Annotated in this window: 24 protein-coding genes; 9 read left to right on the top strand and 15 right to left on the bottom strand. The window is 73.1% G+C overall.

Annotated elements, in window-relative coordinates:
• Nucleotides 1-196 (top strand): hypothetical protein (locus tag ABTX81_RS22625; protein ID WP_350548467.1); only part of this gene is annotated, 196 nt, incomplete at its 5' end.
• 148 nt (nt 197-344) lie between these two features.
• Here ABTX81_RS22625 and tyrS read toward each other — a convergent pair.
• Entirely contained in the window at nt 345-1,607 is a 1,263-nt protein-coding gene (gene tyrS, locus ABTX81_RS22620) for a tyrosine--tRNA ligase (RefSeq protein ID WP_350548491.1), read from the bottom strand.
• A gap of 304 nt (nt 1,608-1,911) precedes the next feature.
• Between tyrS and ABTX81_RS22615 the strand changes: the two genes are divergently transcribed.
• A complete protein-coding gene (locus ABTX81_RS22615) occupies nt 1,912-2,448 on the top strand; it encodes an HNH endonuclease (RefSeq protein ID WP_350548465.1) in 537 nt (178 codons plus the stop codon).
• A 79-nt stretch (nt 2,449-2,527) separates the two neighbouring features.
• Here ABTX81_RS22615 and ABTX81_RS22610 read toward each other — a convergent pair whose 3' ends face one another.
• From ABTX81_RS22610 to ABTX81_RS22585, 6 genes are all read right to left on the bottom strand, one after another.
• Entirely contained in the window at nt 2,528-4,327 is a 1,800-nt protein-coding gene (locus ABTX81_RS22610) for an outer membrane protein assembly factor BamB family protein (protein ID WP_350548463.1), read from the bottom strand.
• A gap of 103 nt (nt 4,328-4,430) precedes the next feature.
• A complete protein-coding gene (locus tag ABTX81_RS22605) occupies nt 4,431-4,745 on the bottom strand; it encodes a 4a-hydroxytetrahydrobiopterin dehydratase (RefSeq protein ID WP_350548461.1) in 315 nt (104 codons plus the stop codon).
• Between the two features lie 119 nt (nt 4,746-4,864).
• Nucleotides 4,865-5,623 carry a sulfite exporter TauE/SafE family protein gene (locus ABTX81_RS22600; RefSeq protein WP_350548459.1) on the bottom strand — a complete coding sequence of 253 codons (759 nt, stop codon included), beginning with the start codon at nt 5,621-5,623 and terminating at the stop codon, nt 4,865-4,867.
• Nucleotides 5,624-5,789: 166 nt separating this feature from the next.
• Nucleotides 5,790-6,848 (bottom strand): SPFH domain-containing protein, encoded by a 1,059-nt coding sequence (locus tag ABTX81_RS22595; RefSeq protein ID WP_350548457.1) that lies wholly within the window; start codon nt 6,846-6,848, stop codon nt 5,790-5,792.
• Between the two features lie 10 nt (nt 6,849-6,858).
• A complete protein-coding gene (locus tag ABTX81_RS22590; protein ID WP_350548455.1) occupies nt 6,859-7,281 on the bottom strand; it encodes an NfeD family protein in 423 nt (140 codons plus the stop codon).
• Nucleotides 7,282-7,470: 189 nt separating this feature from the next.
• The gene (locus ABTX81_RS22585) at nt 7,471-8,262 is read right to left on the bottom strand and encodes an ABC transporter ATP-binding protein (protein WP_344333919.1); all 792 of its coding nucleotides are present in this window, start codon (nt 8,260-8,262) and stop codon (nt 7,471-7,473) included.
• A gap of 149 nt (nt 8,263-8,411) precedes the next feature.
• Here ABTX81_RS22585 and ABTX81_RS22580 point away from each other — a divergent pair, with 149 nt between their 5' ends.
• Nucleotides 8,412-9,215: an Rv1486c family protein gene (locus ABTX81_RS22580; RefSeq protein ID WP_350548453.1), complete on the top strand. Its 804-nt coding sequence runs from the start codon at nt 8,412-8,414 to the stop codon at nt 9,213-9,215.
• Here the strand turns inward: ABTX81_RS22580 and ABTX81_RS22575 are convergent.
• The 3 genes from ABTX81_RS22575 to ABTX81_RS22565 all read right to left on the bottom strand — a co-directional run bounded on the left by ABTX81_RS22575 (nt 9,212) and on the right by ABTX81_RS22565 (nt 13,919).
• Nucleotides 9,212-9,862: a response regulator gene (locus ABTX81_RS22575; RefSeq protein WP_350548451.1), complete on the bottom strand. Its 651-nt coding sequence runs from the start codon at nt 9,860-9,862 to the stop codon at nt 9,212-9,214. The two genes, ABTX81_RS22580 and ABTX81_RS22575, sit on opposite strands and share 4 nt — an antisense overlap.
• The gene (locus ABTX81_RS22570) at nt 9,855-10,952 is read right to left on the bottom strand and encodes a GAF domain-containing sensor histidine kinase (RefSeq protein ID WP_350548489.1); all 1,098 of its coding nucleotides are present in this window, start codon (nt 10,950-10,952) and stop codon (nt 9,855-9,857) included. Before ABTX81_RS22570 ends, ABTX81_RS22575 begins: the two co-directional genes overlap by 8 nt.
• A 366-nt stretch (nt 10,953-11,318) precedes the next feature.
• Nucleotides 11,319-13,919: an FHA domain-containing protein gene (locus ABTX81_RS22565; protein WP_350548449.1), complete on the bottom strand. Its 2,601-nt coding sequence runs from the start codon at nt 13,917-13,919 to the stop codon at nt 11,319-11,321.
• A gap of 327 nt (nt 13,920-14,246) precedes the next feature.
• On the opposite strand from ABTX81_RS22565, the gene serB reads away from it, so the two are divergent.
• Nucleotides 14,247-15,518 (top strand): phosphoserine phosphatase SerB, encoded by a 1,272-nt coding sequence (gene serB / locus ABTX81_RS22560; protein ID WP_350548447.1) that lies wholly within the window; start codon nt 14,247-14,249, stop codon nt 15,516-15,518.
• 130 nt (nt 15,519-15,648) lie between these two features.
• Here the strand turns inward: serB and ABTX81_RS22555 are convergent, their stop codons facing one another.
• The 3 genes from ABTX81_RS22555 to ABTX81_RS22545 form a co-directional block, all read right to left on the bottom strand.
• Nucleotides 15,649-16,176: a SixA phosphatase family protein gene (locus ABTX81_RS22555; protein WP_350548445.1), complete on the bottom strand. Its 528-nt coding sequence runs from the start codon at nt 16,174-16,176 to the stop codon at nt 15,649-15,651.
• Nucleotides 16,177-16,288: 112 nt separating this feature from the next.
• Nucleotides 16,289-16,411 carry an SGM_5486 family transporter-associated protein gene (locus tag ABTX81_RS22550; protein ID WP_344333909.1) on the bottom strand — a complete coding sequence of 41 codons (123 nt, stop codon included), beginning with the start codon at nt 16,409-16,411 and terminating at the stop codon, nt 16,289-16,291.
• A gap of 62 nt (nt 16,412-16,473) precedes the next feature.
• Complete coding sequence (locus tag ABTX81_RS22545) at nt 16,474-17,778, bottom strand: CynX/NimT family MFS transporter (protein ID WP_350548443.1); 1,305 nt, start codon at nt 17,776-17,778, stop codon at nt 16,474-16,476.
• An 86-nt stretch (nt 17,779-17,864) separates the two neighbouring features.
• Here ABTX81_RS22545 and ABTX81_RS22540 point away from each other — a divergent pair, with 86 nt between their 5' ends.
• The 4 genes from ABTX81_RS22540 (at nt 17,865) to ABTX81_RS22525 (ending at nt 22,377) form a co-directional block, all read left to right on the top strand.
• Nucleotides 17,865-18,539 carry a FadR/GntR family transcriptional regulator gene (locus ABTX81_RS22540; RefSeq protein WP_350548441.1) on the top strand — a complete coding sequence of 225 codons (675 nt, stop codon included), beginning with the start codon at nt 17,865-17,867 and terminating at the stop codon, nt 18,537-18,539.
• A 277-nt stretch (nt 18,540-18,816) separates the two neighbouring features.
• The gene (locus ABTX81_RS22535) at nt 18,817-19,155 is read left to right on the top strand and encodes a WXG100 family type VII secretion target (RefSeq protein WP_350548439.1); all 339 of its coding nucleotides are present in this window, start codon (nt 18,817-18,819) and stop codon (nt 19,153-19,155) included.
• A gap of 4 nt (nt 19,156-19,159) precedes the next feature.
• Nucleotides 19,160-21,328, top strand: a complete 2,169-nt coding sequence (locus ABTX81_RS22530; RefSeq protein WP_350548437.1) for a DUF6571 family protein — start codon at nt 19,160-19,162, stop codon at nt 21,326-21,328.
• A complete protein-coding gene (locus ABTX81_RS22525) occupies nt 21,325-22,377 on the top strand; it encodes a hypothetical protein (RefSeq protein ID WP_350548435.1) in 1,053 nt (350 codons plus the stop codon). The genes ABTX81_RS22530 and ABTX81_RS22525 overlap by 4 nt, the downstream gene beginning before the upstream one ends.
• Before the next feature lie 71 nt (nt 22,378-22,448).
• Here the strand turns inward: ABTX81_RS22525 and fabI are convergent, their stop codons facing one another.
• Both fabI and fabG read right to left on the bottom strand, forming a co-directional pair.
• Complete coding sequence (gene fabI, locus ABTX81_RS22520; RefSeq protein WP_350548433.1) at nt 22,449-23,216, bottom strand: enoyl-ACP reductase FabI; 768 nt, start codon at nt 23,214-23,216, stop codon at nt 22,449-22,451.
• Nucleotides 23,217-23,219: 3 nt separating this feature from the next.
• On the bottom strand, nt 23,220-23,939 hold the full coding sequence (fabG, locus tag ABTX81_RS22515; protein WP_350548431.1) for a 3-oxoacyl-[acyl-carrier-protein] reductase: 720 nt from the start codon (nt 23,937-23,939) through the stop codon (nt 23,220-23,222).
• A 376-nt stretch (nt 23,940-24,315) separates the two neighbouring features.
• Here fabG and ABTX81_RS22510 point away from each other — a divergent pair, with 376 nt between their 5' ends.
• Nucleotides 24,316-25,461 carry an MBL fold metallo-hydrolase gene (locus ABTX81_RS22510; RefSeq protein WP_350548429.1) on the top strand — a complete coding sequence of 382 codons (1,146 nt, stop codon included), beginning with the start codon at nt 24,316-24,318 and terminating at the stop codon, nt 25,459-25,461.
• The last annotated feature ends 34 nt before the right edge of the window (nt 25,462-25,495 follow it).

The following is a 25,495-nucleotide window of genomic DNA, read 5'->3' as shown; positions in this document are numbered from 1 at the left end:
TCAGGCGGCTTTCACACCGGCCCTCCGGGCGCTTCGTTCTTTCGTGTTTCCAGCTTATCAGATGTTTTCCGCTCCGTTTTCCGGAGTTTCATTCATCCGATTTCCCGAACTGGCCGGGGTCACTTTCCGCGACGCCCTCCACATTAGCGCATTCCGAGTGTCACTCGAAATTCATGCTCTGAGCGTGACGCGCTGAGTGGGTGGCCGCTTCAGCGACTCGTTCAACACTAGGCCACCTGGAGGACATCGTCAAACATCAGGGGCGGGATCCGGCTGGATCCCGCCCCTGATGGGCAAAGCCGCAGGTCAGTGGCCTCGCTTTTGGGCCATCACGGCCAGTTCGATCACTTGCTCAGCTCTGCCGCGGCCAGGTTGCGCTTGCCACGGCGCAGGACCAGCCAGCGGCCGTGCAGCAGGTCCGCTTCGGCCGGCACCGCTTCCTCGTCCGTCACCTTGACGTTGTTGAGGTAGGCACCGCCCTCCTTGATCGTCCGGCGGGCGGCCGAACGGCTCGGGGAGAGGCCGACCGCGACCAGCAGGTCGACGATCGACTGGAGTTCCGTGACCGCGGCCTTCGGGACCTCGGCGAGCGCGGCGGCCAGGGTGGGGGCCTCCAGGTCGGCGAGGTCGCCCTGGCCGAACAGCGCCTTGGAGGCGGCGACCGCGCGCTCGTACTGGTCGGCACCGTGCACCAGGGTGGTCAGCTCCTCGGCGAGGGCGCGCTGGGCGAGGCGGGCGGCGGGGCGCTCGGTGGTCTCGCGCTCCAGCTCCTCGATCTCCTCCTTCGAGCGGAAGCTGAAGATCCGCAGGAAGTTGGGGACGTCCCGGTCGTCCGCGTTCAGCCAGAACTGGTAGAAGGCGTACGGGGTGGTCAGCTCGGGGTCGAGCCAGACCGTGCCGGACTCCGTCTTGCCGAACTTGGTGCCGTCGGCCTTGACGATCAGCGGCGTGGCCAGCGCGTGCACCGACGTGCCGTCGGCCTTGCGGATGAGGTCCGTACCGGCGGTGAGGTTGCCCCACTGGTCGCTGCCGCCGGTCTGCAGGGTGCAGCCGTAGCGGCGGTTCAGCTCCAGGTAGTCCATGCCCTGGAGGATCTGGTAGCTGAACTCGGTGTAGCTGATGCCCGCGTCGGAGTTGAGCCGTCGGGCGACGGCCTCCTTGGCGATCATGTTGTTGACCCGGAAGTACTTGCCCACGTCGCGCAGCAGGCTGATCGCGGACATCCCGGAGGTCCAGTCCAGGTTGTTGACCATGCGCGCCGCGTACGGGCCCTCGAAGTCCAGGAACCGCGAGATCTGCCCGCGCAGGCGCTCCACCCAGCCGGCCACCGTCTCGGGGTCGTTGAGCACGCGCTCGGCGGTGGGCTTCGGGTCGCCGATCAGACCGGTGGCACCGCCGACCAGGCCGAGCGGGAGGTTCCCCGCCTGCTGGATGCGGCGCATGGTGAGGATCTGGACCAGGTTGCCCAGGTGCAGGCTGGGGGCCGTCGGGTCGAAGCCGCAATAGAACGTGACCGGGCCGTCCGCGAACGCCTTGCGCAGTGCGTCCTCGTCGGTGGACAGGGCGATCAGCCCACGCCACCGCAGCTCGTCGACGATGTCCGTCACGGTCACGCTTCTCCTTCGGTCGGGCGTCCCCACCCGGTGCGGGCCCGGTCCGGTCGGGCCCCGGTGCGGGACGACTCCAGCGTTGTAGAGCCTACGCGGTCCCGGCCAGCGAGTTTTCGCCGCATCTGCGCGGACGCGCCGCCGCGGTCTCGGTCCCGACGTGGCCATGCCCCTCCGTGACACCGGAAATTCCGTTGTTCGACGGCCGGGAGCCCCTTCACAGTGGTCCCACCGCCGCGCGGCGGCAGTGACGTGTGTGAGGACGGTCGTGCCGCCGTGGCACGCCCGCGGAAGGGTGGCCGAGGTGCGCAGCACGCTGGTTCTGAACGCAAGCTACGAGCCGCTGACGACGGTGTCGCTCCAGCGTGCCGTGGTCCTGGTGCTCCAGGACAAGGCCGTGGTCGAGCAGGCGCACCCCCTGCGCACCATGCGCGGGACGGGGGTGACCGTACCGGTGCCGCGGGTGATCAGACTCCAGCGGTACGTACGGGTGCCGTTCCGACAACAGGCTCCGTGGTCGCGCCGCGGGGTGCTCGTCCGGGACCAGCACCTGTGCGCCTACTGCGGGCGGCGGGCCACCACGGTGGACCACCTCCAGCCCAGGTCGCGCGGGGGCGCGGACAGCTGGCTGAACACGGTGGCCGCCTGCGCGGAGGACAACCAGCGCAAGGCCGACCGGACGCCGGAGCAGGCGGGGATGAAGCTGCTCCGCAAGCCGTTCGTCCCGACGCCGCAGGCGACGCTGATGATGGCGCTGGGCCTGCGCGGCTCGGACGTGCGGGAGCTGGCCGACTGGCTGCCGGCCCAGGCCGTCGGTGCTCCCGCGCCGTCCGCCGCCTGAGCCGGCCACGGACCGGGGGGTGTCGCGGGGGCGGGCCGGGGATCGACGGGGGAGGTCGGTTCCCGGTCCGGCGCGTGGCTCATTCCTTCGCCCGGAAGCCCGTCGCGGTGCCGAAGTTGGTCGAGTGTTCGGGGACGGCGACGACCCGGCCGCCGCCGATCAGGACGCGCCCGGAGACCAGCAGTGAGCCGGTGCCGGCCGGGAAACCGCCGCCGACCGTCTCCCGCCCGCCGTCCAGGGTGAAGCGGCTGAGGTGCGCCGGTTGGTCGACGCGCTCGTCGACGGCCAGCACCAGTGCGCCGCCGTCCACGCCGACGGCCCGGGCGGCGCCCTTCTCCCGGGCGGCGGTGCGCCAGCGCTGCTTTCCGGTGTCCAGGTCGTAGCCGGCCACCGCGACCGGCCCGCCGGTGCCGTTCGCCGAGGCGGCGGTGGTGACCGTGGTGACCATCGTGCGGTCGTGGAAGAAGACGCCGGGGGTGGCCGAGAACGATCCGTGGGCGACGTCCAGCCGGCCATCGGCGTCGGTGACCGGGATCTCGGCGGCGGGGTCGCCGGCCGGGCCCCAGGCGAACACCCGGTCGTCCTCGGGCTTCTCGCCGGTGGTGAGGACGACGGGCGGCTCGGCGGAGAGCACGGTGGCGGTCTTCGGGCGGTTGTCCAGCCCGCGCCACCAGGCGACCTTGCCGTCGGCGGTGTTCAGCGCGACGGCCTGGTCGACGGGGGTGGAGTCGGCGCAGGTGCTGGCGACCAGGACGGTCGTGCCGGAGACGCCGCCGGAGAGGGTGCAGAACTTCCCCTGCCCGGTGTACTGCCAGAGGTCCGCGCCGTCGGCGGCCTGCCAGGCGACGACGTGGCTGTCGCCGACCGCGATCACCTTGTCCTCGGTGACGCCGACGCGGGCGCCGTAGGCGCCCTTGGTGTCGGTGAGCGGCTTGGTCCACGCCGTCCGGCCGTCCTTGGTGTCGACGGCGGCGACCAGCGAGCAGGGGCTCTTCGGGTCGGCCTGCGGCCGGAACAGCGCGGCGCCGAGGCCGGCCGGGTTGACGGTCGGCGAGAGGCCGCACGGGACCGCGCCGGGGGCGGGCGGCTGCACCGCCCAGACGGGCTTGCCGTCGGTCAGGCCGTACGCGCGCACGCCGGTGGCGTCGGCGCGCACCACCGTGCCGTCGAGCAGCCAGCTGCCGACCAGGGTGTCGTCGCCGCCGGGCCCGCCGGCCTCGGCCTGGGCGGCCCAGATCCGGGTGTGGGCGGCGCTGAAGCCGGGATCGCCGCCGGTGGCGTCGGCGGCGGAGGCGCTGCCGCCGCCCTGGGCGCTCACCATCACGCCGGCCGCGACCAGGACGCCGAGCGCGGCGACGCCGGCGCCGGTGCGGATCAGCAGGGCGCGCCGGTCGGGGGTGTGCTCGGCGGCGACGACCGCGTCCGCGGCGGCGCGGGCCTTCGCGGCGAGGCCGGGGCGTCCGGCGCGGCCGGCCCGGCGGGAGCGGGCCGGAGCGGCGGCGGGCGCGGGTTCGGGCTCCGGTGCGGGCTCGGGCTCGGGCTCCAGGTGCACATAGCCGTCGTCGGTGTACTCGGCGCCGGCGGGCACGTACAGCTCCTCCCCCGCCGGCTGCTGAGGAACGACGACGTACGGCGCGTACTGCTGCTGGTCGTGGTACTGGTCCTGGTGCGGCCCGCCGTGGCCGTACGCGTCCGGCACGTAGGCGTCCGGCACGTAGGCGTCCGGCACGTAGGCGTCGGGCTGCTGCGGCACCTGGCCGTAGGGGTCGTACGGGTCGTACGGGAGGTACCGGACGTCCGGTCCGTGCTCGGCCGGCCAGGCGGTCTGCTGCGGGTACCAGGGCTGCGCGTGGCCGTCGCCGAGGGGGTCCTGCGCCATCCGTTCCGTCCCTCCCGGCCGCCTGCACTGCGGCAGCCAGCATCTCACGGCACCGGGGCGGCCCGGAGGGGACGGTTCCGCGGCTCGTTCCGCCGCGGTCCCTTCAGCGGGCGGAGGGACCGGCGGACTCGGCGGCGAGGGCCTGGTCGATCCGGGCGGCGAGGTCGAGGTCGAGGGTGGTGAGGCCGCCGGCGCTGTGGGTGGAGAGGGCGAAGCGCAGGGTGCGCCAGCGGATGTCGATGTCGGGGTGGTGGTCCATCGCCTCGGCGGCCGCGGCGACGGCGTCGACCACCCGGATCCCGGCCGGGAAGTCCGGGGCGTCGGCGGTGCGGACGATGGTGTCGCCCTCGCGCCTCCAGTGCGGGAGGCCGGCCAGCCCGGCGTTGATCTCGTCCTCGGTCAGCCGTTCGCGGCTCATCGGCCCACTCCTGTCGCCGGTCGCTGTCGGTCCGCGCGGACCGTGCGCGCCGAAGGCGCACGCGTAGGACGATATAGAGGTGTGGCCGCCGGGTGTCGGCGACACCTCGGAGCGGGTGCTCAGTCGGTGAGCAGCTTGATGACGGCGGCCAGGCCGACGACGACGATGACCGCGCGCAGCGCCTGCGGCGGCAGCCGGCGGCCGACCCTGGCGCCGATCACCCCGCCGACCAGCGAGCCGGCCGCGATCAGACCGGCGGCGGCCCAGTTCACCGTCGAGGTGAAGAGGAAGAACAGGGCGGCGACGCTGTTGACGATCATCGCGAGGGCGTTCTTCACCCCGTTGATCCGCTGCAGGTCCTCCTGGAGCAGCATGCCCATCAGGGCCAGCAGCAGCACGCCCTGGGCGGCGCCGAAGTAGCCGCCGTAGACGCCGGTGAGGAAGATGCCGACGAGCAGGAGCACCCCGCCGTGCGGGTCGCCGTCGGGGCGGCGGCGGGCGGCGACGGCCCGGGCGACCCGGGGCTGCAGCACCACCAGGACGAGGGCGAGCAGGATCAGCACCGGGACGACGGCGTCGAAGGCGGCGCTCGGCAGTTCGATCAGCAGGTAGGCGCCGAGCACGCCGCCTAGCAGCGAGGCGGTGCCGAACCGGGCGAGCCGGGCGCCCTGGCCGGCCAGCTCGCGGCGGTAGCCGATCACGCCGCTGAGCGAGCCGGGCACCAGGCCGAAGGAGTTGGAGACGTTGGCGGTGACCGGTGGGAGGCCGACGGCGAGCAGCACCGGGAAGGTGATGAGGGTGCCGGAGCCGACGATCACATTGATCATTCCGGCGCCGACGCCTGCCGCCAGGACGGCGACCGCCTCCCAGACCGTCATGAGCCACCTCCCGTGGGGGTCCTGTCGCGGTGATCATGCCGGACGGAGCGCCGGGGGTTCCAGCGGTGCCCGGAATTCGGGACGTACGACACAGTCGGGGGTACGACGCCCGAGGGCCCGGCCCCGTGCGGTACGGGGGCGGGCCCTCGGTGGGACGACGGTCGGGTCACTCCGGGTCGGTCTTGCGGTACTCGCGCAGCGGGTCGATCCGGGGCCGCGCGGACCCCTTGGTGTCGGTGTCCAGCGGGCGCGGGCCGGCGGCCGGGTCGATCGGGACCTGGGTGGCGGCCGGCGGGGCGGCCGGGGCGGCGCTGGGGGCGGCCATCGCGCCGCCGTTGGCACCGCCGCCGTTGCCGGTCAGGCCGGTGAAGGCGCCGCCGAGGCCCTTGAGCGCGTCGCCGACCTCGCTGGGGATGATCCAGAGCTTGTTGGCGTCGCCCTTGGCCAGCTCGGGCAGGGTCTGCAGGTACTGGTAGGCGAGCAGCTTCTGGTCGGCGTCGCCCTGGTGGATCGCCTCGAAGACGGTCCGGATCGCGGCGGCCTCACCGTCGGCGCGCAGCACCGCGGCCTGGGCCTCACCCTCGGCCTTGAGGACCTCGGCCTGCTTCTCGCCCTCGGCGCGCAGGATCTGCGACTGCCGGTTGCCCTCGGCGGTGAGGATCGCGGCGCGCTTGTCCCGCTCGGCGCGCATCTGCTTCTCCATCGAGTCCTGGATGGAGGTCGGCGGCTCGATGGCCTTCAGCTCGACGCGGTTGACCCGGATGCCCCACTTGCCGGTGGCCTCGTCGAGCACCCCGCGCAGGCCCGCGTTGATGACCTCGCGGGAGGTGAGGGTGGATTCGAGGTCCATCGAGCCGATGATGTTGCGCAGCGTGGTGACGGTGAGCTGCTCGATCGCCTGGATGTAGCTGGCGACCTCGTAGGTGGCCGCCCGGGGGTCGGTGACCTGGTAGTAGATCACCGTGTCGATGTTGACGACCAGGTTGTCCTGGGTGATCACCGGCTGCGGCGGGAACGGCACGACCTGCTCGCGCAGGTCGATCCGGTTGCGGACGCGGTCGATGAACGGCACGACGATGTTCAGGCCGGCGTTGAGCGTCCGGGTGTAGCGGCCGAAGCGCTCCACGATCGCGGCGCTGGCCTGCGGGATGACCTGAATCGTCTTGATCAGCGCGATGAAGGCCACCACGACCAGGACGACCAGGACGATAAGGACGGGTTCCACGGACTCTCCCCTAGACGACCAGGGCGGTCGCGCCCTGGATTTCGACGACGTCGACCTGCTCCCCCGGCTGGTACACCTGCTCGGGGTGGAGCGCGCGGGCCGACCAGATCTCGCCGTTGAGCTTGATCCGGCCGCCCTCCCCGTCGACCCTTTCCGCGACGACCGCGGTGGCGCCCTTGAGCGCCTCGATGCCCATCTTGATCTGCGGGCCCTTCCGCAGTGCCCGGTACGCGATGGGGCGGACGACGACCAGTTGCGCGACCGAGGCCGCGACGAAGGTCAGGACCTGCCAGACCGGATCGGCGCCCAGGCCCGCGACGCCGGCCGCGGCGAGCGCGCCGATCGCGAACATGGCGAGTTCCGGCATCGCCGTGATCACCAACGGTATGCCGAGGCCGACGGCGACCAGGAGCCACCAGATCCAGCTGTCCACGTGACCATCCTAGGGAGGGAAGGGCCTTCGAGGGTCAGTTCCCGCAGGTGGAGGGGCGGAAACCGGTCGCACGTGCGACCGGTTCCGGTTCGACCGGGTCCAGCGGACGTTCAGCGGACCCGGTGGAGCCCCGCGGGGCCGCGCGGAATCCCTCGGAATCCCGCGCGGGCCCGCGGAGCCCACGCGGGGTCAGCCCAGCGGCAGGCCCTGGGCGGACCAGCGGTCGCCGTGGCGCTCCAGGGTCAGCGGCAGGCCGAAGCACTTGGAGAGGTTGCGGGCCGTCAGCTCGGTGTCGATCGGGCCGGCGGCGAGCACCTTGCCCTGGCGGATCATCAGGACGTGGGTGAAGCCGGGGGCGATCTCCTCGACGTGGTGGGTGACCATCGCCATGGCCGGCGCGAACTCGTCCTGGGCCAGCGCGCCGAGGCGGCGGACGAGGTCCTCGCGGCCGCCGAGGTCGAGGCCGGCGGCGGGCTCGTCGAGCAGCAGCAGCTCGGGGTCGGTCATCAGCGCGCGGGCGATCAGGGTGCGCTTGCGCTCGCCCTCGGAGAGGGTGCCGAAGCGGCGGTCGGTCAGGCCGGCCATGCCGAGGCGGTCGAGCAGGGCGAGCGCGCGGGACTCGTCGGACTGCTCGTAGGTCTCCTGCCAGGTGACGGTCATGCCGTACGCGGCGGTGAGGACCGTCTGGAGCACGGTCTGCTCGGCGGGCAGCTTGTCGAACATCGCGGCGCCGGCCAGGCCGATCCGCGAGCGCAGCTCGAAGACGTCGACCTCGCCGAGCTTCTCGCCGAGGACGGTGACCTTGCCGGCGGTCGGGAAGAGGTACGAGGAGGCGATCTGCAGCAGGGTGGTCTTGCCGGCGCCGTTCGGGCCGAGGATGACCCAGCGCTCTCCCTCGGAGATGGACCACGAGACCTGGTCGACCAGCGCGCGCCCCTCCCGGACCACGGAAACGTCCACCAGCTCCAGCACGTCGCTCATGCCTACGCCTTCCCCAAAAACAGATATCTCGGCCGTCGGTGCGGGCGGGCAGCCTACTCCGGCGGCCGGTGGGCACGGAGTGGGTGCGCCGCACACGCATGGGCAAACCTACGCCACGCGGATGGCCGCCGATTCCGTAGGCTGGCCGGATGCTCGCCACTCCTGCCGACAATCCGTACGAAGAGCCCCGTTCGGGGCGCCTGGCCGCCTGGGGCAACGCCCTGCTGGCCGGTATGGTGCCGCCCGACAACGCCGCCGCGGCGGTGTTGGGGGCCGACGAGAGCCACCGGGTGACCGGGCTTCCCGGGGACGGTCCGGACGAGCGGCACGGGCTCACCTGGGCGCTGGGCCGGCTGCGGGTGCTGGGGGTGCAGGGCCTGCGGCTGGCGCTGCCGTCGGCCGGGCACCCGCTGGGCCTGACCGGGCCGGCGCCGTTCAACGAGCGGGCGATGGCGGCCGGCGAGGCGGTGCTGGCGGTCGGGGTGCCGCTGGGGCTGGTGCCCGAGGTGGAGGTGTTCGGCCCGGCCGGGGACCGGTCGGCGATCGTGCTGTGGCGCTGCTCCGCGGTGAACGACGGGCCGCCGGCCGATGTGCCGTCACTGCACGAGGCCGAGTTCGAGCTCGCGGACGGGCTGCGCCGGGCGACCGTGCTGCTGACCCAGCTGGACGTGGCCGGCGCCGGGCCGGAGGCGCTGCGGGCGCTGGAGGCGTTCCGGCGGCGCGGGCACGACGAGCTGCTCGCGCCGGGCTACCCGCCGCGCGCGGTGCGGGTGCTGGAGTCGGCGCGGCAGGTGGCGGCGCTGCTGTCGATCGCCTCGGGCAGCCACGGCGCGGCGGTGAGCGCCTCGGAGATCGCGGCCCGGCAGGCGGTGCTGGCGCCGCTGTGGCGCACGGCCCGCCGGGCCCAGGTGGCGGCGTACAACGCGCTGGTGGACGAGAACGAGCAGCGCTAGCGGGTCTCGCCGTGCCGGACGGCCCAGAGCGCGGCCTGGGTGCGGTCGGCGAGGTCCAGCTTCATCAGGATGTTGGAGACGTGCGTCTTCACCGTCTTCTCGGACAGGTGGAGGCTGCGGGCGATCTCCCGGTTGGAGCGGCCGTCGGAGATGTGGCCGAGCACCTCGCGCTCGCGCTCGGTGAGGGTGCCGCCGCGGCCCTGCGGGGGTCGCGGGCCGTCGTCGGCGAGCAGCGCCTCGGCGAGTTCGGGTTGGAGCAGCACATGGCCGGCGTGGACCGAGCGGATCGCGCCGGCCAGCGCCTCTGGGTCGACGTCCTTGTAGACGTACCCGGCGGCGCCGGCCCGCAGGGCGGGGACCATGGTGCGGTGCTCGGTGAAGCTGGTCACGATCAGGATCCGGGCCCGGCTGCCCTCGTCCTTGAGCGTGCGCAGCGCCTCGATGCCGTCGACGCCGGGCATCTTGAGGTCCATCAGCACCACGTCGGGGTCGAGGGCGCGGGCCCGGTCGACGCCCTCGGCGCCGTCGGCGGCCTCGCCGACCACCTCGATGTCGTCCTGCACTTCCAGGAAGGTGCGCAGGCCGCGGCGGACCACCTGGTGGTCGTCGACCAGCAGGACGCGGATCGCGGGCGCGGTGTCAGGCACCGGGGACCTCCATCTCGACGACCGTGCCCTGTCCGGGGGCGGAGTCCAGGGTGAGCCGGCCGCCGACGGCGGCGGCGCGGTCGCGCATCGAGGCCAGCCCGAGGTGGCGGCCGGCCCGGCGGACCGATTCGGGGTCGAAGCCCCGGCCGTTGTCGCTGATCCTCAGCACGGCGCCGCGGGTGGGCGTGCCGGCCAGGGTGACGGTGACCCGGCGGGCGCCGGAGTGGCGCAGCGCGTTGTGCAGGGCTTCCTGGGCGACCCGCAGCAGGGCGGCCTCCTGGGTCTGCGGCAGGGCGCGGACCCGGTCGGCGGCGAAGGCGATGTCGGCGGTGTGGGCGCGGTCGAGGACCTGCACCTGGGAGGCGAGGGTGGCGCTCAGGCCGTCCTCCTCCAGGGCGGCGGGGCGCAGTTCGACGACGACGGCGCGCAGTTCGTCGGCGGCCTCGGCGGCGAGCCGGGCGACCTCGGCGAGTTCCTCGCGGGCGCGGGCCGGGTCGCGGTCGACGAGCTTGGCGGCGGCCTTGGCGGTGAGGCGCAGCGAGAAGAGCTTCTGGGAGACGGCGTCGTGCAGGTCGTGGGCGATCCGGGCGCGTTCGCCGGCCAGGGTGAGTTCGCGGCCGCGCTCGTAGAGGCGGGCGTTGGACAGGGCGAGCGCCGCGTGGGCGGCGAGTATCCGCAGGAGTTCCTCGTCGTGGTCGGTGAAGCCGCCGCCGCCCTGTTTGTTGGCGAGGTAGATGACGCCGAGCACGGCGGGCTCGTCCTCGGCGTGGTCGGGGTCGACGATCGGCATGCCGAGGAAGGCGCCGAGTTCGGGGTGGGCGTCGGGCCAGCCGCCGAAGGCGGGGGCGCCGCGGACGTCGTCCAGCCGGACCGGGCCGCTCTCGTGGAGCATCGCGGCGAGCACGCCGTGCTGGCGGGGCAGCGGGCCGATGGCCTTCCACTGCTCGTCGGTGACGCCGTCGACGACGAACTGGGCGAAGCCGCCGTGGTCGTCGGGGACGCCGAGGGCGGCGTACTCGCCGCCGAGCAGGCGGCGGGCGGAGGCGGTGATCCGGCGCAGGACCTCGCGGACCTCCAGGTGGCGGCTCATCGCGAGCAGGGCCTGGCTGACGGCCTCGATGCCGGTGAGGCAGGGTTCGCAGGCGGGCAGGGTGCCGTCGGACGGCGGGCCGACCGGGATCCGGTCGATGGGCAGCGATCCGGCGTGCCGGTGCTCGCTTGGCACGGTGGGCATGACGCCAACCTACCGCTGTGCGCCGGGCCCGCGCGTCCGTCCCGGGGCCGGGCGGGACCCGGGTCCGCGGACCTAGGCCGCACGGCCCTCGGCGGCCCTGGCACGGCCCCTCGCCGGCCCCTCGCCGGCCCCTCGGCGGGCCCTCGGCGGGTCCCGGAACGCGCCGCGGGGGCGGCCCTCCCCGGGTGGGGCGGGCCGCCCCCGCGGGCGGACGGCGGGCGGTCAGCCCTTCTGCATGACCTCGGGCTCGTGACGGCGCTGGAGGCGGGTCACGACGACGCCGATGATGATCGACATCAGGATCAGGATCCCGGCGTCGAACCAGAACTGGCCGGCGTTGTGGCCCCAGATCGCGTCGTACTCGGGGTTCTGGAAGTCCTTGTTCCAGGGGCCGAGCAGGTGCGAGAGGTCCAGCGTGGTGGCGACCATGCCGGTGCCCCAGCGGGCCGGCATCAGCCAGGCGAACTGCTCCAGGCCGGGCTTGGAGAAGACCTGGAAGAGGCAGCCGGTGAAGACGACCTGGATGATCGCGAACATGACCAGCAGCGGCATGGTCTTCTCGGCGGTCTTGACCAGCGCGGAGATCGCCAGGCCGAACATCATCGAGGCGAAGCTGAGCAGGATCAGGCCCAGGCTCATCTCCAGGATCGGCAGGTTCTTGATCACCAGGCCGTCGGAGGGCAGCTTGCGCGGCAGGAAGCCGACCGCGGAGATGATCGCGCCCTGGATCACGCTGAAGAAGCCCAGCACGATGATCTTGGACATCATGTACGCCGAGCGGGAGAGCCCGGTGGCCCGTTCCCGTTCGTAGATCGCCCGTTCCTTGATCAGCTCGCGGACCGAGTTGGCCGCCCCGGAGAAGCAGGCGCCGATCGCCAGGATCAGCATGATCGTCGCCGCGCCGCTGTTCAGGCCCAGCTGCGACTTGGGGTTGCGGGCCAGGCCGGCCTCGTTCGGGATCAGCACGCTGACCGCGCCGAGCACCGCCGGCAGCAGGATCGACAGCGCCAGGAAGCCCCGGTCGGAGGCGAGCACCGAGACGTAGCGGCGGATCAGCGTCCACAGCTGCGAGCCCCAGCTCTGCGGCTTCGGCGGGCGGACGGCCTCCTGCCCGATCTGCGCGGACTGCACCGGCTGCACGGCGCCCGCGTCGATGTCGGCCGAGTACTGCTGGTGGTGCACCGAGCCCCGGTAGCGGCCGGCCCAGTCGTGGTCCGGGTAGTTCTCGAAGGCCTGGAAGACGTCCGCCCAGGTCTCGTACCCGAAGAAGTGCAGGGCCTCGTCCGGCGGGCCGAAGTACGCCACCGCGCCGCCCGGCGCCATCACCAGCAGCCGGTCGCAGAGCGCGAGCTCGGCCACCGAGTGGGTGACGACCAGGATGGTGCGGCCGTCGTCGGCGAGGCCGCGCAGCATCTGCATGACCTCGCGGTCCATGCCCGGGTCGAGGCCCGAGGTGGGCTCGTCCAGGAAGATCAGCGAGGGCTTGGTGAGCAGTTCCAGTGCGACCGAGACGCGCTTCTGCTGGCCGCCGGAGAGCGCGGTGATCCGGTTGTCGGCGCGCTTGTCCAGGCGCAGCTCGTAGAGCACCTCGTCGATCCGCGCCTCGCGCTCGCGGGCCTCGGTGTCGCCGGGGAAGCGCAGCCGGGCCGCGTACTTGAGGCCGGTGCGGACGGTCAGTTCCTTGTGCAGGATCTCCGACTGCGGCACCAGGCCGATCCGCGAGCGCAGCTCGGCGAACTGCTTGTAGAGGTTGCGGCCGTCGTAGAGGACGTCGCCGCGGTCGGCCGGGCGGTAGCCGGTGAGGGCGCGCAGCAGGGTCGACTTGCCGGAGCCGGACGGGCCGATGACCGCGACCAAGGACTTCTCCGGGACGCCGAAGCTGACGTCGTTGAGCAGGATCTTCTTGCCGCCCTTGTGCTCGACCTCGACGGTCAGGTGGCGGGCGGAGAAGGAGACCGCGCCGGTGTCGACGAACTCCTGCAGCTGGTCGCCGACCAGCACGAAGCTGGAGTGACCGACGGTCAGCCGGTCCTGGGCCCCGATCAGCTGACGCTCGACACGCTGGCCGTTGAGGAAGATGCCGTTGTGGCTGCCGAGGTCGACGATCTCGTAGCGGCCGTCCGGCAGCTGGCGCAGCTCGGCGTGGTGGCGGGAGACCTGGAGGTCGGAGACCACGATGTCGTTGTCGAGCGCGCGGCCGATCCGGATGGTCTTCATACCGGCGGTCAGGTTGCGGATGATCGTCGGCTGCGGGCCGCCGTCGTGCTCGGCGGGCGACGGCTGCGGGAAGCCCTGCTGCTGCGGAAAGGGCTGCGGCTGGGCGTGCGGCGGCTGCGCGTGCTGAGGCTGGGCCTGCTGCTGCGGCCACTGCTGCTGGTGCGGCGGTTGGGCCTGCGCCTGCGGCGGGTAGGGCTGCTGCGCCGGCGGGGCCTGCCACTGCTGCTGCGGCGCGGCGGCGTGCGGCTGCGGGGCGGGGCTGCGGCTGGTGGTCGCCTCGTGCCAGGCCTGGGCCTGGGCGGCGGGCTGGGCGGCCGGCGCGGAGAAGGCGAGCCGGGGGCCGTTCTCGGCGTTGCCGAGGTTGACCACGGCGCCCGGGAACAGCTGCGCCTGCAGGGTGCGGGCGCCGCCGGTGTAGGTGCCGTTGGTGCTCCCGTGGTCGTCCAGCTGCCAACCCGCCCCGTTGAACGAGATGGTGGCGTGCTGCCAGGAGACCCGCGCGTCGTCGAACTGGAAGTCCGACTGCGGATTGCGACCGATGGTGTAGGACCGCCCGGGTTCCAGGACCCGCTGCTGTCCGTTGATCTCGATGACGAGTTGCGGCACTGCTCGTCTGCCCCGCTCTCTCGGTTCCCCCGATGGTGCGCCCCGGCCAGTCGGGGCGAAATGATCGTGAATCTGACGGGGGAATCATTCCAGCCCGCCGGGCGCCGGTGAAAGCCGCCCCCGCGGACTGTGACCGGGCGGCAACGAATCACGGACCGGCCGTGCACGGCCGGCTCCGCCGCACCTCCGCGAGCACGTCCCCGAGCAGGTCCCCGAGCAGGTCCCCGGACCCCTGCGCGAGCCGGTCCGCGGACCGGTCGGGCCGTCCGTCCACGACCCGGACGGGTGCCGTCGACGCGACCGGCTGCGGGTAGCGTGGGAGGCACCATGAACGCATCGCCCTTGGCCGCCGAGCCGCTCCCCGCCCCGCAGCCCCGGACCGAGGACGGGCGCACCCTGCTCGTCAAGGTGTTCGGCAAGGACCGCCCCGGTATCACCACCGGGCTCTTCGCCACCCTGGCCGGGTACGGCGTCGAGGTCGTCGACATCGAGCAGGTGGTGACCCGCGGCCGGATAACGCTCTGTGTGCTGGTCACGGCTCCCCCCGCGCCCGGCGCCGAGGGCGGTCTGCGGTCGCTGGTGCACCGCTGGGCCGAGGACCAGAAGCTCCAGGCCGAGATCATCTCCGGCATCGGCGACAACCGGCCGCGCCGCGAGGGCCGCTCGCACGTCACCGTCCTCGGCCACCCGCTGACCGCCTCCGCCGTCGCCGCGCTGACCTCCCGGATCACCGAGTCCGGCGGCAACATCGACCGCGTCTTCCGGCTCGCCAAGTACCCGGTGACCGCCGTCGAGCTGGCCGTCTCGGGCGTGGCCACCGACCGGCTGCGCGCCGAGCTGGCGCAGGAGGCGGCCACCCAGCGGGTGGACGTCGCGGTGGTGGCGGCCGGGCTGGAGCGGCGGGCCAAGCGGCTGGTGGTCATGGACGTCGACTCGACCCTGATCCAGGACGAGGTGATCGAGCTGTTCGCCGCCCACGCGGGCTGCGAGGCGGAGGTCGCCGAGGTGACGGCGGCGGCGATGCGCGGCGAGCTGGACTTCGCCGAGTCGCTGCACGCCCGGGTGGCGCTGCTGGCCGGGCTGGACGCGGCGGTGACCGAGAAGGTGCGCGCCGAGGTCCGCTTCACCCCGGGCGCGCGCACCCTGATCCGCACCCTGCAGCGGCTGGGCTTCCAGGTGGCGGTGGTGTCCGGCGGGTTCACCCAGGTCACCGACCACTTGGTGGAGCAGCTGGGCCTGGACTTCGCGGCGGCGAACACCCTGGAGGTGGTGGACGGGAAGTTCACCGGCCGGGTGGTCGGCGAGATCGTCGACCGGGCGGGCAAGGCGCGCTGGCTGACCCGGTTCGCCGAGCAGGCCAGGGTGCCGCTGGAGCAGACGGTGGCGATCGGCGACGGCGCCAACGACCTGGACATGCTGAACGCGGCCGGGCTGGGCGTGGCGTTCAACGCGAAGCCGGTGGTGCGGGAGGCGGCGGACACCGCGGTGAACGTGCCGTTCCTGGACACCGTGCTGTACCTGCTCGGGATCACCCGCGAGGAGGTCGAGGCGGCCGACGTCCAGGACGGGCCGGCCGAGGACGCTCCGGCGGCGGGCTGACGCACCCCTGCGCGACGACGCCGAGGGGCGTGCGGACCTGTTCCGCACGCCCCTCGCTCTGTTGTCCGCCTCTGTTGTCCGCTCGGTCCTGCGGCGTCTCAGAGCCGCGGTGACTCTGTCCTGCGGTGTCTCAGTCCTGCGGCGTGAAGTACGAGACCAGCTCGGCCACGCCCGGCTCGACGCCCTTCCAGGAGCCGGAGAAGCTGAGCACCGCGATGGCGGCGGTCGGGAAGCCGCCGAGCCGCAGCCGCTCCAGCGCGTCCCGGTCGCCCTCGTCGCCGGCCAGCACCTGGGTCAGGCCGAGCACCCCGGGGTTGTGGCCGACCACGACCAGGTCGGCGTACTCCTCCGGGGTCTCCTGGAGGACGGCGATGATCGCCCCGGGGGTGGCCTCGTAGACCCGCCCCTCGTAGACGGTCCTGCGCGAGCGCTTCGGCAGCTCGTGCGCGGCGAGCTTCCACGTCTCCCGGGTGCGCAGGGCGTCGGAGCAGAGCACGTAGTCGGGGTTGATGCCGGAGTCGGCGAGCCAGCGTCCGGCCTCCGGGGCCTGGTGGCGGCCCCGGTCGGCCAGCGGCCGCTCGTGGTCGTCGACGCCGTCCGGCCAGTCGGCCTTGGCATGGCGGAGAACGATGATCCTGCGGGGCGTGTCGGCGCTCATACCCAGCAAGCTTGGCAGAAAAGCCGGCCGGGAGCGCGGTGCTGCCCGATGCCGCCACCCGGCGGGGCGGACGGTGCCGTCATCCGCGGTTCACGGCGAGGCCGTCCCGCCGTCAGCCCAGGTTCTGGGCGACGGTCGCGACGATGATCAGCAGGACGACGATGCCGCCGATGATCGCGGCGAGCTGGCCGAGCTTCTTGTGGCCGTCGGTGGGGTTCGGTTCGAGAACGGGCATGCCCGGATTCTCCCATCCCGGACACGCCCGTTCACCACCGGCCCCGCCGTGGGACCGCTCCGTCAGGCCGCGGCCGGCGCGGGGACGGCCTCGTCCTCGATGTGCCGGGCGCGGGCCGCCCGCAGGCCGAACAGCATCTGCGGCACCAGCAGCAGCGCCAGGAAGCCGAGCGGCAGGTACCACTCGCCGGTCGCCTGGTAGAGCCGGCCGATCAGGATCGGGCCGGGGATCGAGATCAGGTAGCCGACGCCCTGGGCGAAGGCCGACAGCTGGGCCACCCCGCCGGCCGTCCGGGCGCGCAGCCCGATCAGGGTCAGCACCAGCGGGAAGGCGCAGTTCGACAGGCCCACCAGGAGCGCCCACAGCCACGGCGCGCCGGCCGGGGCGAAGGCCAGGCCGAGGTAGCCGGCGATGCCGAAGGACGCCAGCACCACCACGAACAGCCGCTGGTCGCCGCGGCGGGCGGCCAGGTTGGGCAGCACGAAGGAGACCGGCACGCCGATCACCATGGTCAGCGCCAGCAGCACGCCGGAGGCGCCCTCGGAGACGCCGGCGTCCTGGAAGATCTTCGGCATCCAGCCCATCACCACGTACGCGCCGGTGGCCTGGCAGCCGAAGAAGCAGGCCAGCGCCCAGGCGGTGCGGCTGCGGGTGATCGGCAGCTTCACCCCGGCGCCCCGGCCGCCCGCCGCCCCGCCGGCCTCCTGGCGCCGGGTGAGCAGCGCCGGGAGCCAGAGCAGCAGGGCGAGGGCGCCGAGCGCGGCCCACACCCCGAGGCCGAACCGCCAGTCCCCGCCGAGCGCGCTGGTCAGCGGGACGGTGACGGCGGCGGCGAGCGCGGTGCCGGCGGACAGCGCCATCGAGTAGAGGCCGATCATCGGCCCGACCTTCTCCGGGAAGTACCGCTTGATCACGACCGGGATCAGCACATTGGCGACGGCGACACCGGCCAGCGCGAGCGAGGTCAGCAGCAGGAAGACCGCCGTGTTGCCGGCGAAGGAGCGGGCCAGCACGCCCGCGGTGATCGCCCCCATGCCGGCGGCGACCACCGCGACCGGGCCGAGCCGGCGGGCGAGGCCCGGCGCGGCGAAGCCGAACAGGGCGAAGCAGAGCGAGGGGACGGCGGTGAGCAGGCCGGCCACCGTGGGGCTCATCCCGAGGTCGGCGCGGACCTGGTCGAGCAGCGGCCCGAGGCTGGTGACCACGGGGCGGAGGTTGAACGCGGCGGCGGCGATCGCGAGGGCGAACAGCCAGCCGAGGGAGCGGCGGTCGCTCGGGGCGGACCGTTCGGCGAGCGGCCGGGCCCCGGCCCGGGGGGATGCGGAGGACGCGGCGGCGGGATCTGCGGTGTCTGCGGCGGACGACATGCGGGTCATCATAGAATGATGGGATGAATTAGCGCATCCGCGAATTGGCATGATGGCCCGACCCGTCCGACCCCCAAGGAGTCCCCGTGGCGCTGTCCTCGCCGAGGCGCACCCCGCTGTCCGACCAGGTGATCGCCCAGCTGCGCGCCCAGATCACCTCCGGCGAGTGGGCGGTCGGCTCGCGCATCCCCACCGAGGCCGCCCTCGTCGAACAGCTCGGTGTGGCCAGGAACACGGTGCGCGAGGCCGTCCGCGCGCTCGCCCACAACGGCCTGCTGGACATCCGCCAGGGCTCCGGCACCTACGTCCTGGCCACCAGCGAGCTCGCCGGCGTGATGCACCGCCGCTTCGCCGACGCCGACCGCGCCCAGGTCGCCGAACTGCGGGCCACCCTGGAGACCTCCGCCGCCGGTCTCGCCGCCACCCGCCGCACCGACCGCGACCTCGCCCTCATCGACGCCGCGCTGGCCCGCCGCGAGGACGCCTGGCGCTCCGGCGACGCCGAGGACTTCGTCCAGGCCGACGCCGCCTTCCACCAGGCCGTCGTCGCCGCCGCCCACAACGACGTCCTCGCCGCCCTCTACGCCGACCTCGGCGAGGTCACCCGCGCCCACCTGCGCCACGACGTCGGCCCCGAGCTCATCGCCGAGCGCTACCTCGGCCACGACCTGATCGTCGACGCCATCCGCGCCCGCGACCCCCAGCGCGCCTCCCACGAGGCCGGCCTCGCCATCGGCGCCTGCAGCGACCCCGAGGCCTGACCCGCACCGGCCGGCCGTCCCGCTCCTGGCCGGCCCGCTCCCGGCCGGCCCCGTTCCCGGCCCGCACCGATCCCGGCCGGCCGTTCCCGGCCGGCCCCGTTTCCGGCCCGCACCGATCCCGGCCGGCCGTTCCCGGCCGGTCCGTGTGCCGGGTGGGGCGGTGGTGGCCCGAGGTGGTCCTGAGCCTTGCGAGGGGCCGGTTTTGACGTGCTAACGTCCCGTGAAAATTCGCGGACGGCCGGGCTCCGGCCGGGTGTGGACACAACGGGGAGAACTGATGGCGGATCCGGACCTGAAGCTGGGACAGGGGCCGGGCGGGGGGCCGACCAAGGTGTCGACGCCTGCCCTCGACAAGGCGGCCACCGCCCTGGACGGCATCGCGAACGACAGCACCGCGGCCGGGAAGGTCGCCGACGAGTCGACCGAGGCGGCGGCCGGGAAGCTGAGCGGCTGGGACTCCGCGTCGGCGCTGCGCGGGGCGCTCAAGGAGTGGCACGAGCAGGTGTCGCAGCTCAACGGCCGGCTCAACCAGGAGGCCGGGATGATGCGGCAGACCCACAGCAACTACCTGAACGTCGAGCACGGCATCGCCACGTCGTTCACCGGGAAGGCGTGATCGCATGAGCCTGCTCGGTTTCGAGGACGTCATGAAGGCCGACCCGTCCGCGATGGCCAAGGCCGCCGCCGACTGGACCGCGATGGCCGGCAAGTACCAGCAGATCCAGCACCGGCTGGAGAACGAGGTGCTCTCCGTCACCGGCAACCAGGGCCTGTGGATGGGCTCCACGGCGTTCGCCGCCAACGCCCACGTCAACCAGACCCGCCAGCAGAGCATCGACGCGCAGACCGAGGCCAAGGCCGTCGCGTCGATCATCACCGACGCCAAGAACGACTTCGAGGAGGCGCAGAAGAAGCTGAAGCAGGCCGTCGCCGACGCCCAGGCCGACGGCATGAAGGTCACCGGCACCGGCGCCGTGATGTTCGACGTCGGTGCGCTCGACCCGGCCACCAGGCAGGACTACCGGCACGACCGGGACTACCAGCAGGAGCGCAGCGAGGCCGCCGGCAAGTGGGCGCAGAAGATCAAGATCTATGTGGAGGAGGCGACCGCGGCCGACCAGCGGGCCGCCCTCCAGCTGCGCCGCGCCGCCAAGGTCGGCGACCTGGTGAACGAGTTCAACGGCCAGGCGGTCGGCGGCGGTGACGAGGCGGACGGCAAGCGGGCCGCCGACCTCGCCTCCCGGCTCAAGGACGGCAAGAACCTCAGCGCCGAGGAGCTGGCCGAGCTCAACAACCTGATGAAGGCCAACTCCGGCAGCCCGGTCTACGGCCAGACCCTGCTCAACGCGCTCGGCCCCGAGGGCACCCTGCTGCTCGCCGATGAGCTGGAGGTCCGGATCAACGACCGGGACGGCAAGAACAAGGGCGAGTACGGCGAGCTGCAGACCAACCTCGCCAACACCATCGGCGGCGCCACCCGGGACACCAACAGCAAGTTCTACCAGGACTTCCGCAAGGGCCTGCAGGAAGCCGGCGTCAAGAACATCAACGAGCGCCACTTCGGCGGCAAGTCCGAGCCGATCTACGGCTACCAGACGCTCACCACCCTGCTCCAGCACGGCAACGCCGGGTACGGCTCGCAGTTCCTGAACGACCTCGGCACCGACGTCCTCAAGGCCGAGCGCGACGACAAGAACCGCTGGTCCTCGCACCAGTTCAACGGCCCGCGCCCGGACCTGGTCTTCGACCCGGTGGACGGCGTGCTCAAGCTGATGGGCCAGAACCCGGAGGCCGCCACCCAGTTCCTCGACCCCAAGGGGCCGGGGGCCGAGGACCGCCTCAAGTACCTGCTGCGCGACCGCGAGTGGCCCACCTCGTACGTCAACACCCTGTACGGGCCGCCGATGATCGACAAGACCACCCACCAGGACGGCCTCGCCGCCGCCCTGGAGGCTGCCGCCACCGGCGACGTCCCCGGCGAGGGCACCCACAACGGCGGTCCGCACACCCCGGCGCAGGCGAGGGTGATGGAGGGCGTGATCGCGGCGCTCGACGGGGACGGCAAGGGCAGCGAGATCCACGACGATCTGAAGATGCCGCTCGCGAACGCCCTGTCGGACTACGTCGACGACACCCACAAGATCCTCAGCGACCACGTCAGCAGCGGCAGCGGCGGCGTACGGGAGGAGAACGGCGAGGGCCACCTCGACGGCGGAGCCGACAGCCTCGTCCGCGTCCTGCGCGGCGTCTCGGAGGAACCCGAGGCCTACGCCATGCTCTACGGCGCCGAACGGGCCAAGGCCGCCGAACTCATCGCCGCCCTGCCGCCGGACCCCCGGGCGGACCGCGACGTCGTCGACCTCCCGGCCCAGCGCATCGGCACGGCGCTCGGCGCCTACGACGCCATCCGCTCCGACGTCATCCTCGACGACAAGGACGACCGGATGGAGTGGGCCGACAAGACCAGCTCGTTCGCCTCCTCGATGAACGGCACCGTGACCGGGTTCATCCCCGAGGTCGGCGACATCGCCGGCACGCTCGTCGACATGGGCATCGAGAAGTGGGCGGACGACGTCAAGAAGGACGCCCAGGACGCCGGCAACCAGGGCTCCTCCGACCACCACTTCGCGGCCCTGAACCAGAGCAAGGAGATGGCCCTCGGCTGGGGCCGCGCCAACGGCTACACGACGGACGACCGGGCCGACCTCGTCTACTCCAACATGGCGACCGGCCACACCAGCGGCCACGCGAACGCCATGAGCGCCCTGGGACGGAACGGCCAGCAGTGAAGCTCTCCCCCCGTACCTGGACGATCCTCGCCGGCGTGCTCGCCCTCGCCATCGGCGCGGGCGGCTTCGCCGCGTGGCGGTACACCGACCTGTTCCTCCCGGACCGCCTCTGCGACGGCGCCGTCGCCACCGAGGACGTCCGACGGGTCCTGGGCGACGGCCGGCTGGAGGTCGTCCAGAGCCGGCTGCCGAAGGACCGCGCCGCGCCGGAGGGCAGCTGTGTGATCGAGGTCCGCGGCGGCGCCGACCTCACCCTGCGCAGCCACGGTGTCAAGGTCGCCGACAAGCGCAGCCTGGTCGATCCCGGGATGTCGCAGCCGGACCGGGGCCCGATCGGCGCGTTCGCCAACGACACCGGCTGGCTGGTGCTGCCGGCGGGCTGCCGCATGCCCGGCGGTGCGTCGGACGACTTCCCGGACCGGGACGCCGACCTGCTCAGCGCGGATGTGCGGCACCAGGGCGAGCGCGGGGCCCGGTGGCAGGACGACCCGGCCAAGGAGACCCCGGACCAGCCGGCCCGGGAGGCCCTCGCCCGGCTCGCGGCCGACTTCGGCGCCGCGCTCGCCAAGTCCTCGGGCTGCGGCTCCGCCGACGCCCCGGACATGCACCTCACCGCCGCCGGCTCCTCCGCCGCACCCGCGACCGACGGGCAGCTCTGCGGCCTGCCGGGCGTCGGGACGGGGCAGAACCTGCCCGACCTCGCCCAGCGGGTCAGCGATCCGGCGGCGCCGTTGCGGTCCTGCTGGGTCTACAGCCAGAGCCTGTCGGAGCCGGCGCTGCGCTTCACCGCCACCGCCGACACCCGCTACCCGGCCTTCGTGACCGGACGGAAGGACCTGGCCGCCCCCCTGCCGGCCGGCTGGCGGGGCACCGGCTCGTACAGCGCCGTGCAGGCGCCGTGCGGGAAGGACACGCTGTTCCTCCACCTGTCCGGGCGGACCGACCTCGTCGACCCCACCGAACCCACGGCCTACGGCACGCCGCTGTTCACCTCCTGGGCCAACGCCGTGGCCGCGCAGCGCGGCTGCGCGCCGGTCGCCCCGAAGTAGCCCTCGGACGGAACGCCGCTGCCCGGCATCCCTCCTCCTCGGGAGGGGTGCCGGGCAGCGGCGTTGGTGTCTCAGGCGCCGATGGCGTGCAGGCCGCCGTCGACGTGGACGATCTCGCCGGTGGTCTTCGGGAACCAGTCCGACAGCAGGGCGACGACGCCGCGGCCGGCCGGCTCCGGGTCGCTCAGGTCCCACTTCAGCGGGGAGCGGGTGTCCCAGGTGGCGGCCAGGTCGGGGAAGCCCGGGATGGACTTGGCGGCCATCGAGGCGAGCGGGCCGGCCGAGACCAGGTTGCAGCGGATGTCCCGCTCGCCCAGGTAGCGCGCCAGGTAGCGGTTGGTGGACTCCAGGGCGGCCTTCGCCGGGCCCATCCAGTCGTACTGCGGCCACGCGAACTGCGCGTCGAAGGTGAGGCCGACGACCGCGCCGCCGTCCTGCATCAGCGGCAGCAGCGCCATGGTCAGCGACTTCAGCGAGTACGCCGAGACGTGCATGGCGGTGGCCACGGACTCCCACGGCGTGTTCAGGAAGTTGCCGCCCAGGGCGTCCTGCGGGGCGAAGCCGATCGAGTGGACGACACCGTCCAGGCTCGGCAGGTGCTCGCGCACCTGGTCGGCGATGCCGGCCAGCTGCTCCTCGCTGGAGACGTCCAGCTCCAGGACCTTGACCGGGTTCGGCAGCTTCTTGGCGATGCGCTCGGTCAGGCTCGGGCGCGGGAAGGCGGTCAGGATGACCTCGGCGCCCTGCTCCTGGGCCAGCTTGGCGGTGTGGAAGGCGATGGAGGACTCCATCAGCACACCGGTGATCAGGATGCGCTTGCCCTCAAGGATTCCGCTCATGACTCAGTGACCCATGCCCAATCCGCCGTCGACGGGAATGACGGCTCCGGTGATGTACGCGGCCTCGTCCGAACCGAGGAACCGCACGGTGGAAGCGACCTCGGCGGGCGCCGCGTAGCGGCCCAGCGGCACGCCCGAGACGATCTCCGCGCGGCGCTCGTCGGTGAGCACCGCGGTCATGTCGGTGTCCACGAAGCCGGGGGCGACCACGTTGACGGTGATGTTGCGCGGGCCCAGCTCGCGGGCCAGCGAACGGGCGAAGCCGACCAGGCCCGCCTTGGACGCGGCGTAGTTGGCCTGGCCCGGGGAGCCGGAGAGGCCGACGACCGAGGAGATCAGCACGATCCGGCCCTTGCGGGCGCGCATCATCAGCTTGGACGCGCGCTTGACCACGCGGAAGGTGCCGGTGAGGTTGGTGTCCAGGACGGACGTGAAGGCCTCCTCCGACATCCGCAGCAGCAGGGTGTCGTTGGTGATGCCGGCGTTGGCGACCAGCACCTCGACCGCGCCGTGCGCGGCCTCGACCTCGGTCAGCGCGGCGTCCACCTGGGCGCTGTCGGTGATGTCGCAGCGCACCGCGAGCACGTCGTACTTGGCCAGCTGCTCGGGCACCTCACCCGACCTGCTGGTGATGGCGACCTTGTCGCCCGCCTCGGCGAAGGCCTGGGCGATCGCGAGGCCGATGCCCCGGTTGCCTCCGGTGACGAGAACCGAGCGGCTCAACGATCCACCTCTCTCCGTTGTGTGCGCACGCCGTGATGCCCGCGTACCACTCCGTGATGTCCGCGCACGCCGCAACGACGTACGCGGTGTGACGCTATCGGTCGTTCCGGCGCGGCGGCGAATCGGTCTCCCACAGCGCCGCACCCGTCGAACTGTCAGTACCCGACAATCCGTGTCGGGCCGGATTTCACGCGATTCGCCCACCGGCCCGCACCGGATTGTCGTGTCCACTGAGTGACCCGTCCCGGGAACCCGGCGGCGGGGCACGCCCGTTGTGCCCCCTGGTGCGGCACGACGCCGGGGCCGCCGCACCGGGGCCGACGGCGGCCCGCAGCCGGACACCTGGCCCCGGTGACGAGCGGAGGCGGAACGCGGAATGAGCGAGGCACGGACCGGGACCACCCACCGGCGCGGACGACTGGCGGCCCTGGCCGCGCTGGCGGCCGGTGCGGGAGCGGTCGCCTGGGCGCTGCGCGACCTCCCGGCGGCGTTCGGACGCCGGCCGGACGGCGAGCGCGAGGAGCGACTGCGCAACTCCCCCCAGTACCGCGACGGCGTCTTCCACAACGCGCCCTCCGAGCTGGCCCGGGCGTCCGCGCCGTCCGGCATCGACCCCGAGACGGTGCGCCGGGTGCTGTTCCAGCGCGACGGCCGCACGCCGAGCCGCGCGGTGCCCACCGTCCGGCCGGCCGACGGCCCGGGTCCGGCCGCCGAGGGCGTCGCGGTCACCTGGTACGGGCACGCCTCGGCGCTGGTCGAGATCGAGGGCTCGCGGGTGCTGCTGGACCCGATCTGGAGCGAGCGCTGCTCCCCCGCCGCGCAGGTCGGCCCGCGCCGGCTGCACCCGGTGCCGGTGGAGCTGGAGGAGCTGCCGCAGGTGGACGCGGTGCTCATCTCGCACGACCACTACGACCACCTGGACATGGCGACGGTCCGGCGGCTGGTGCGCAGCCAGTCCGCGCCGTTCGCGGTGCCGCTCGGCATCGGCGCCCATCTGCGCCGCTGGGGGGTGCCCGAGCACCGGATCATCGAGCTGGACTGGGACGAGACCTGCACGCTCGGCGACCTGGCGCTCACCCTGACCGCCGCCCACCACTTCTCCGGCCGCGGCCTGACCCGCAACACCACCCTGTGGGGCTCCTGGGTGGTCGCCGGGCCGAGCCGCAAGGTCTACTACACCGGCGACTCCGGCTACTTCGAGGGCTACGCGCGGATCGGCGCCGAGCACGGCCCGTTCGACGCCGCGCTGGTCCAGGTCGGCGCCTACGACCCGGCCTGGGCGGACATCCACATGACGCCCGAGGACGCCGTCCTCGCGCACCGGGAGCTGAACGCCGAACTGCTGCTGCCGGTGCACTGGTGCACCTTCAACCTGGGTCTGCACCCGTGGTCCGAGCCGGTCGAGCGGCTGCTGGTGGCGGCGAAGCAGGAGGGCGTGCGGCTGGCCGTCCCGCGCCCCGGCGAGCGGGTGGACGTCGACAACCCGCCGGAGCTGGACGGCTGGTGGGAGAGCATCGCCTAGCCGGCCGACCGCCGCACCGGAAATGCGCTGGCCG

The organism is Kitasatospora sp. NPDC097605 (genome assembly GCF_040302725.1).
GTDB lineage: Bacteria > Actinomycetota > Actinomycetes > Streptomycetales > Streptomycetaceae > Kitasatospora.
This window is presented reverse-complemented; position numbering and strand designations above follow the sequence as displayed.

What these genes read in the sequence shown, in the direction of transcription:
- fabI (WP_350548433.1), bottom strand. Translation starts at nt 23,216, where the DNA reads ATGAGCGGAATCCTTGAGGGCAAGCGCATCCTGATCACCGGTGTGCTG.
- ABTX81_RS22570 (WP_350548489.1), bottom strand. Translation starts at nt 10,952, where the DNA reads ATGAGCCGCCACCTGGAGGTCCGCGAGGTCCTGCGCCGGATCACCGCC.
- serB (WP_350548447.1), top strand. Translation starts at nt 14,247, where the DNA reads ATGAACGCATCGCCCTTGGCCGCCGAGCCGCTCCCCGCCCCGCAGCCC.
- ABTX81_RS22580 (WP_350548453.1), top strand. Translation starts at nt 8,412, where the DNA reads ATGCTCGCCACTCCTGCCGACAATCCGTACGAAGAGCCCCGTTCGGGG.
- ABTX81_RS22530 (WP_350548437.1), top strand. Translation starts at nt 19,160, where the DNA reads ATGAGCCTGCTCGGTTTCGAGGACGTCATGAAGGCCGACCCGTCCGCG.
- ABTX81_RS22585 (WP_344333919.1), bottom strand. Translation starts at nt 8,262, where the DNA reads ATGAGCGACGTGCTGGAGCTGGTGGACGTTTCCGTGGTCCGGGAGGGG.
- ABTX81_RS22535 (WP_350548439.1), top strand. Translation starts at nt 18,817, where the DNA reads ATGGCGGATCCGGACCTGAAGCTGGGACAGGGGCCGGGCGGGGGGCCG.
- ABTX81_RS22550 (WP_344333909.1), bottom strand. Translation starts at nt 16,411, where the DNA reads ATGCCCGTTCTCGAACCGAACCCCACCGACGGCCACAAGAAGCTCGGC.
- ABTX81_RS22600 (WP_350548459.1), bottom strand. Translation starts at nt 5,623, where the DNA reads ATGACGGTCTGGGAGGCGGTCGCCGTCCTGGCGGCAGGCGTCGGCGCC.
- ABTX81_RS22555 (WP_350548445.1), bottom strand. Translation starts at nt 16,176, where the DNA reads ATGAGCGCCGACACGCCCCGCAGGATCATCGTTCTCCGCCATGCCAAG.
- ABTX81_RS22610 (WP_350548463.1), bottom strand. Translation starts at nt 4,327, where the DNA reads ATGGCGCAGGACCCCCTCGGCGACGGCCACGCGCAGCCCTGGTACCCG.
- ABTX81_RS22510 (WP_350548429.1), top strand. Translation starts at nt 24,316, where the DNA reads ATGAGCGAGGCACGGACCGGGACCACCCACCGGCGCGGACGACTGGCG.
- ABTX81_RS22545 (WP_350548443.1), bottom strand. Translation starts at nt 17,778, where the DNA reads ATGTCGTCCGCCGCAGACACCGCAGATCCCGCCGCCGCGTCCTCCGCA.
- ABTX81_RS22605 (WP_350548461.1), bottom strand. Translation starts at nt 4,745, where the DNA reads ATGAGCCGCGAACGGCTGACCGAGGACGAGATCAACGCCGGGCTGGCC.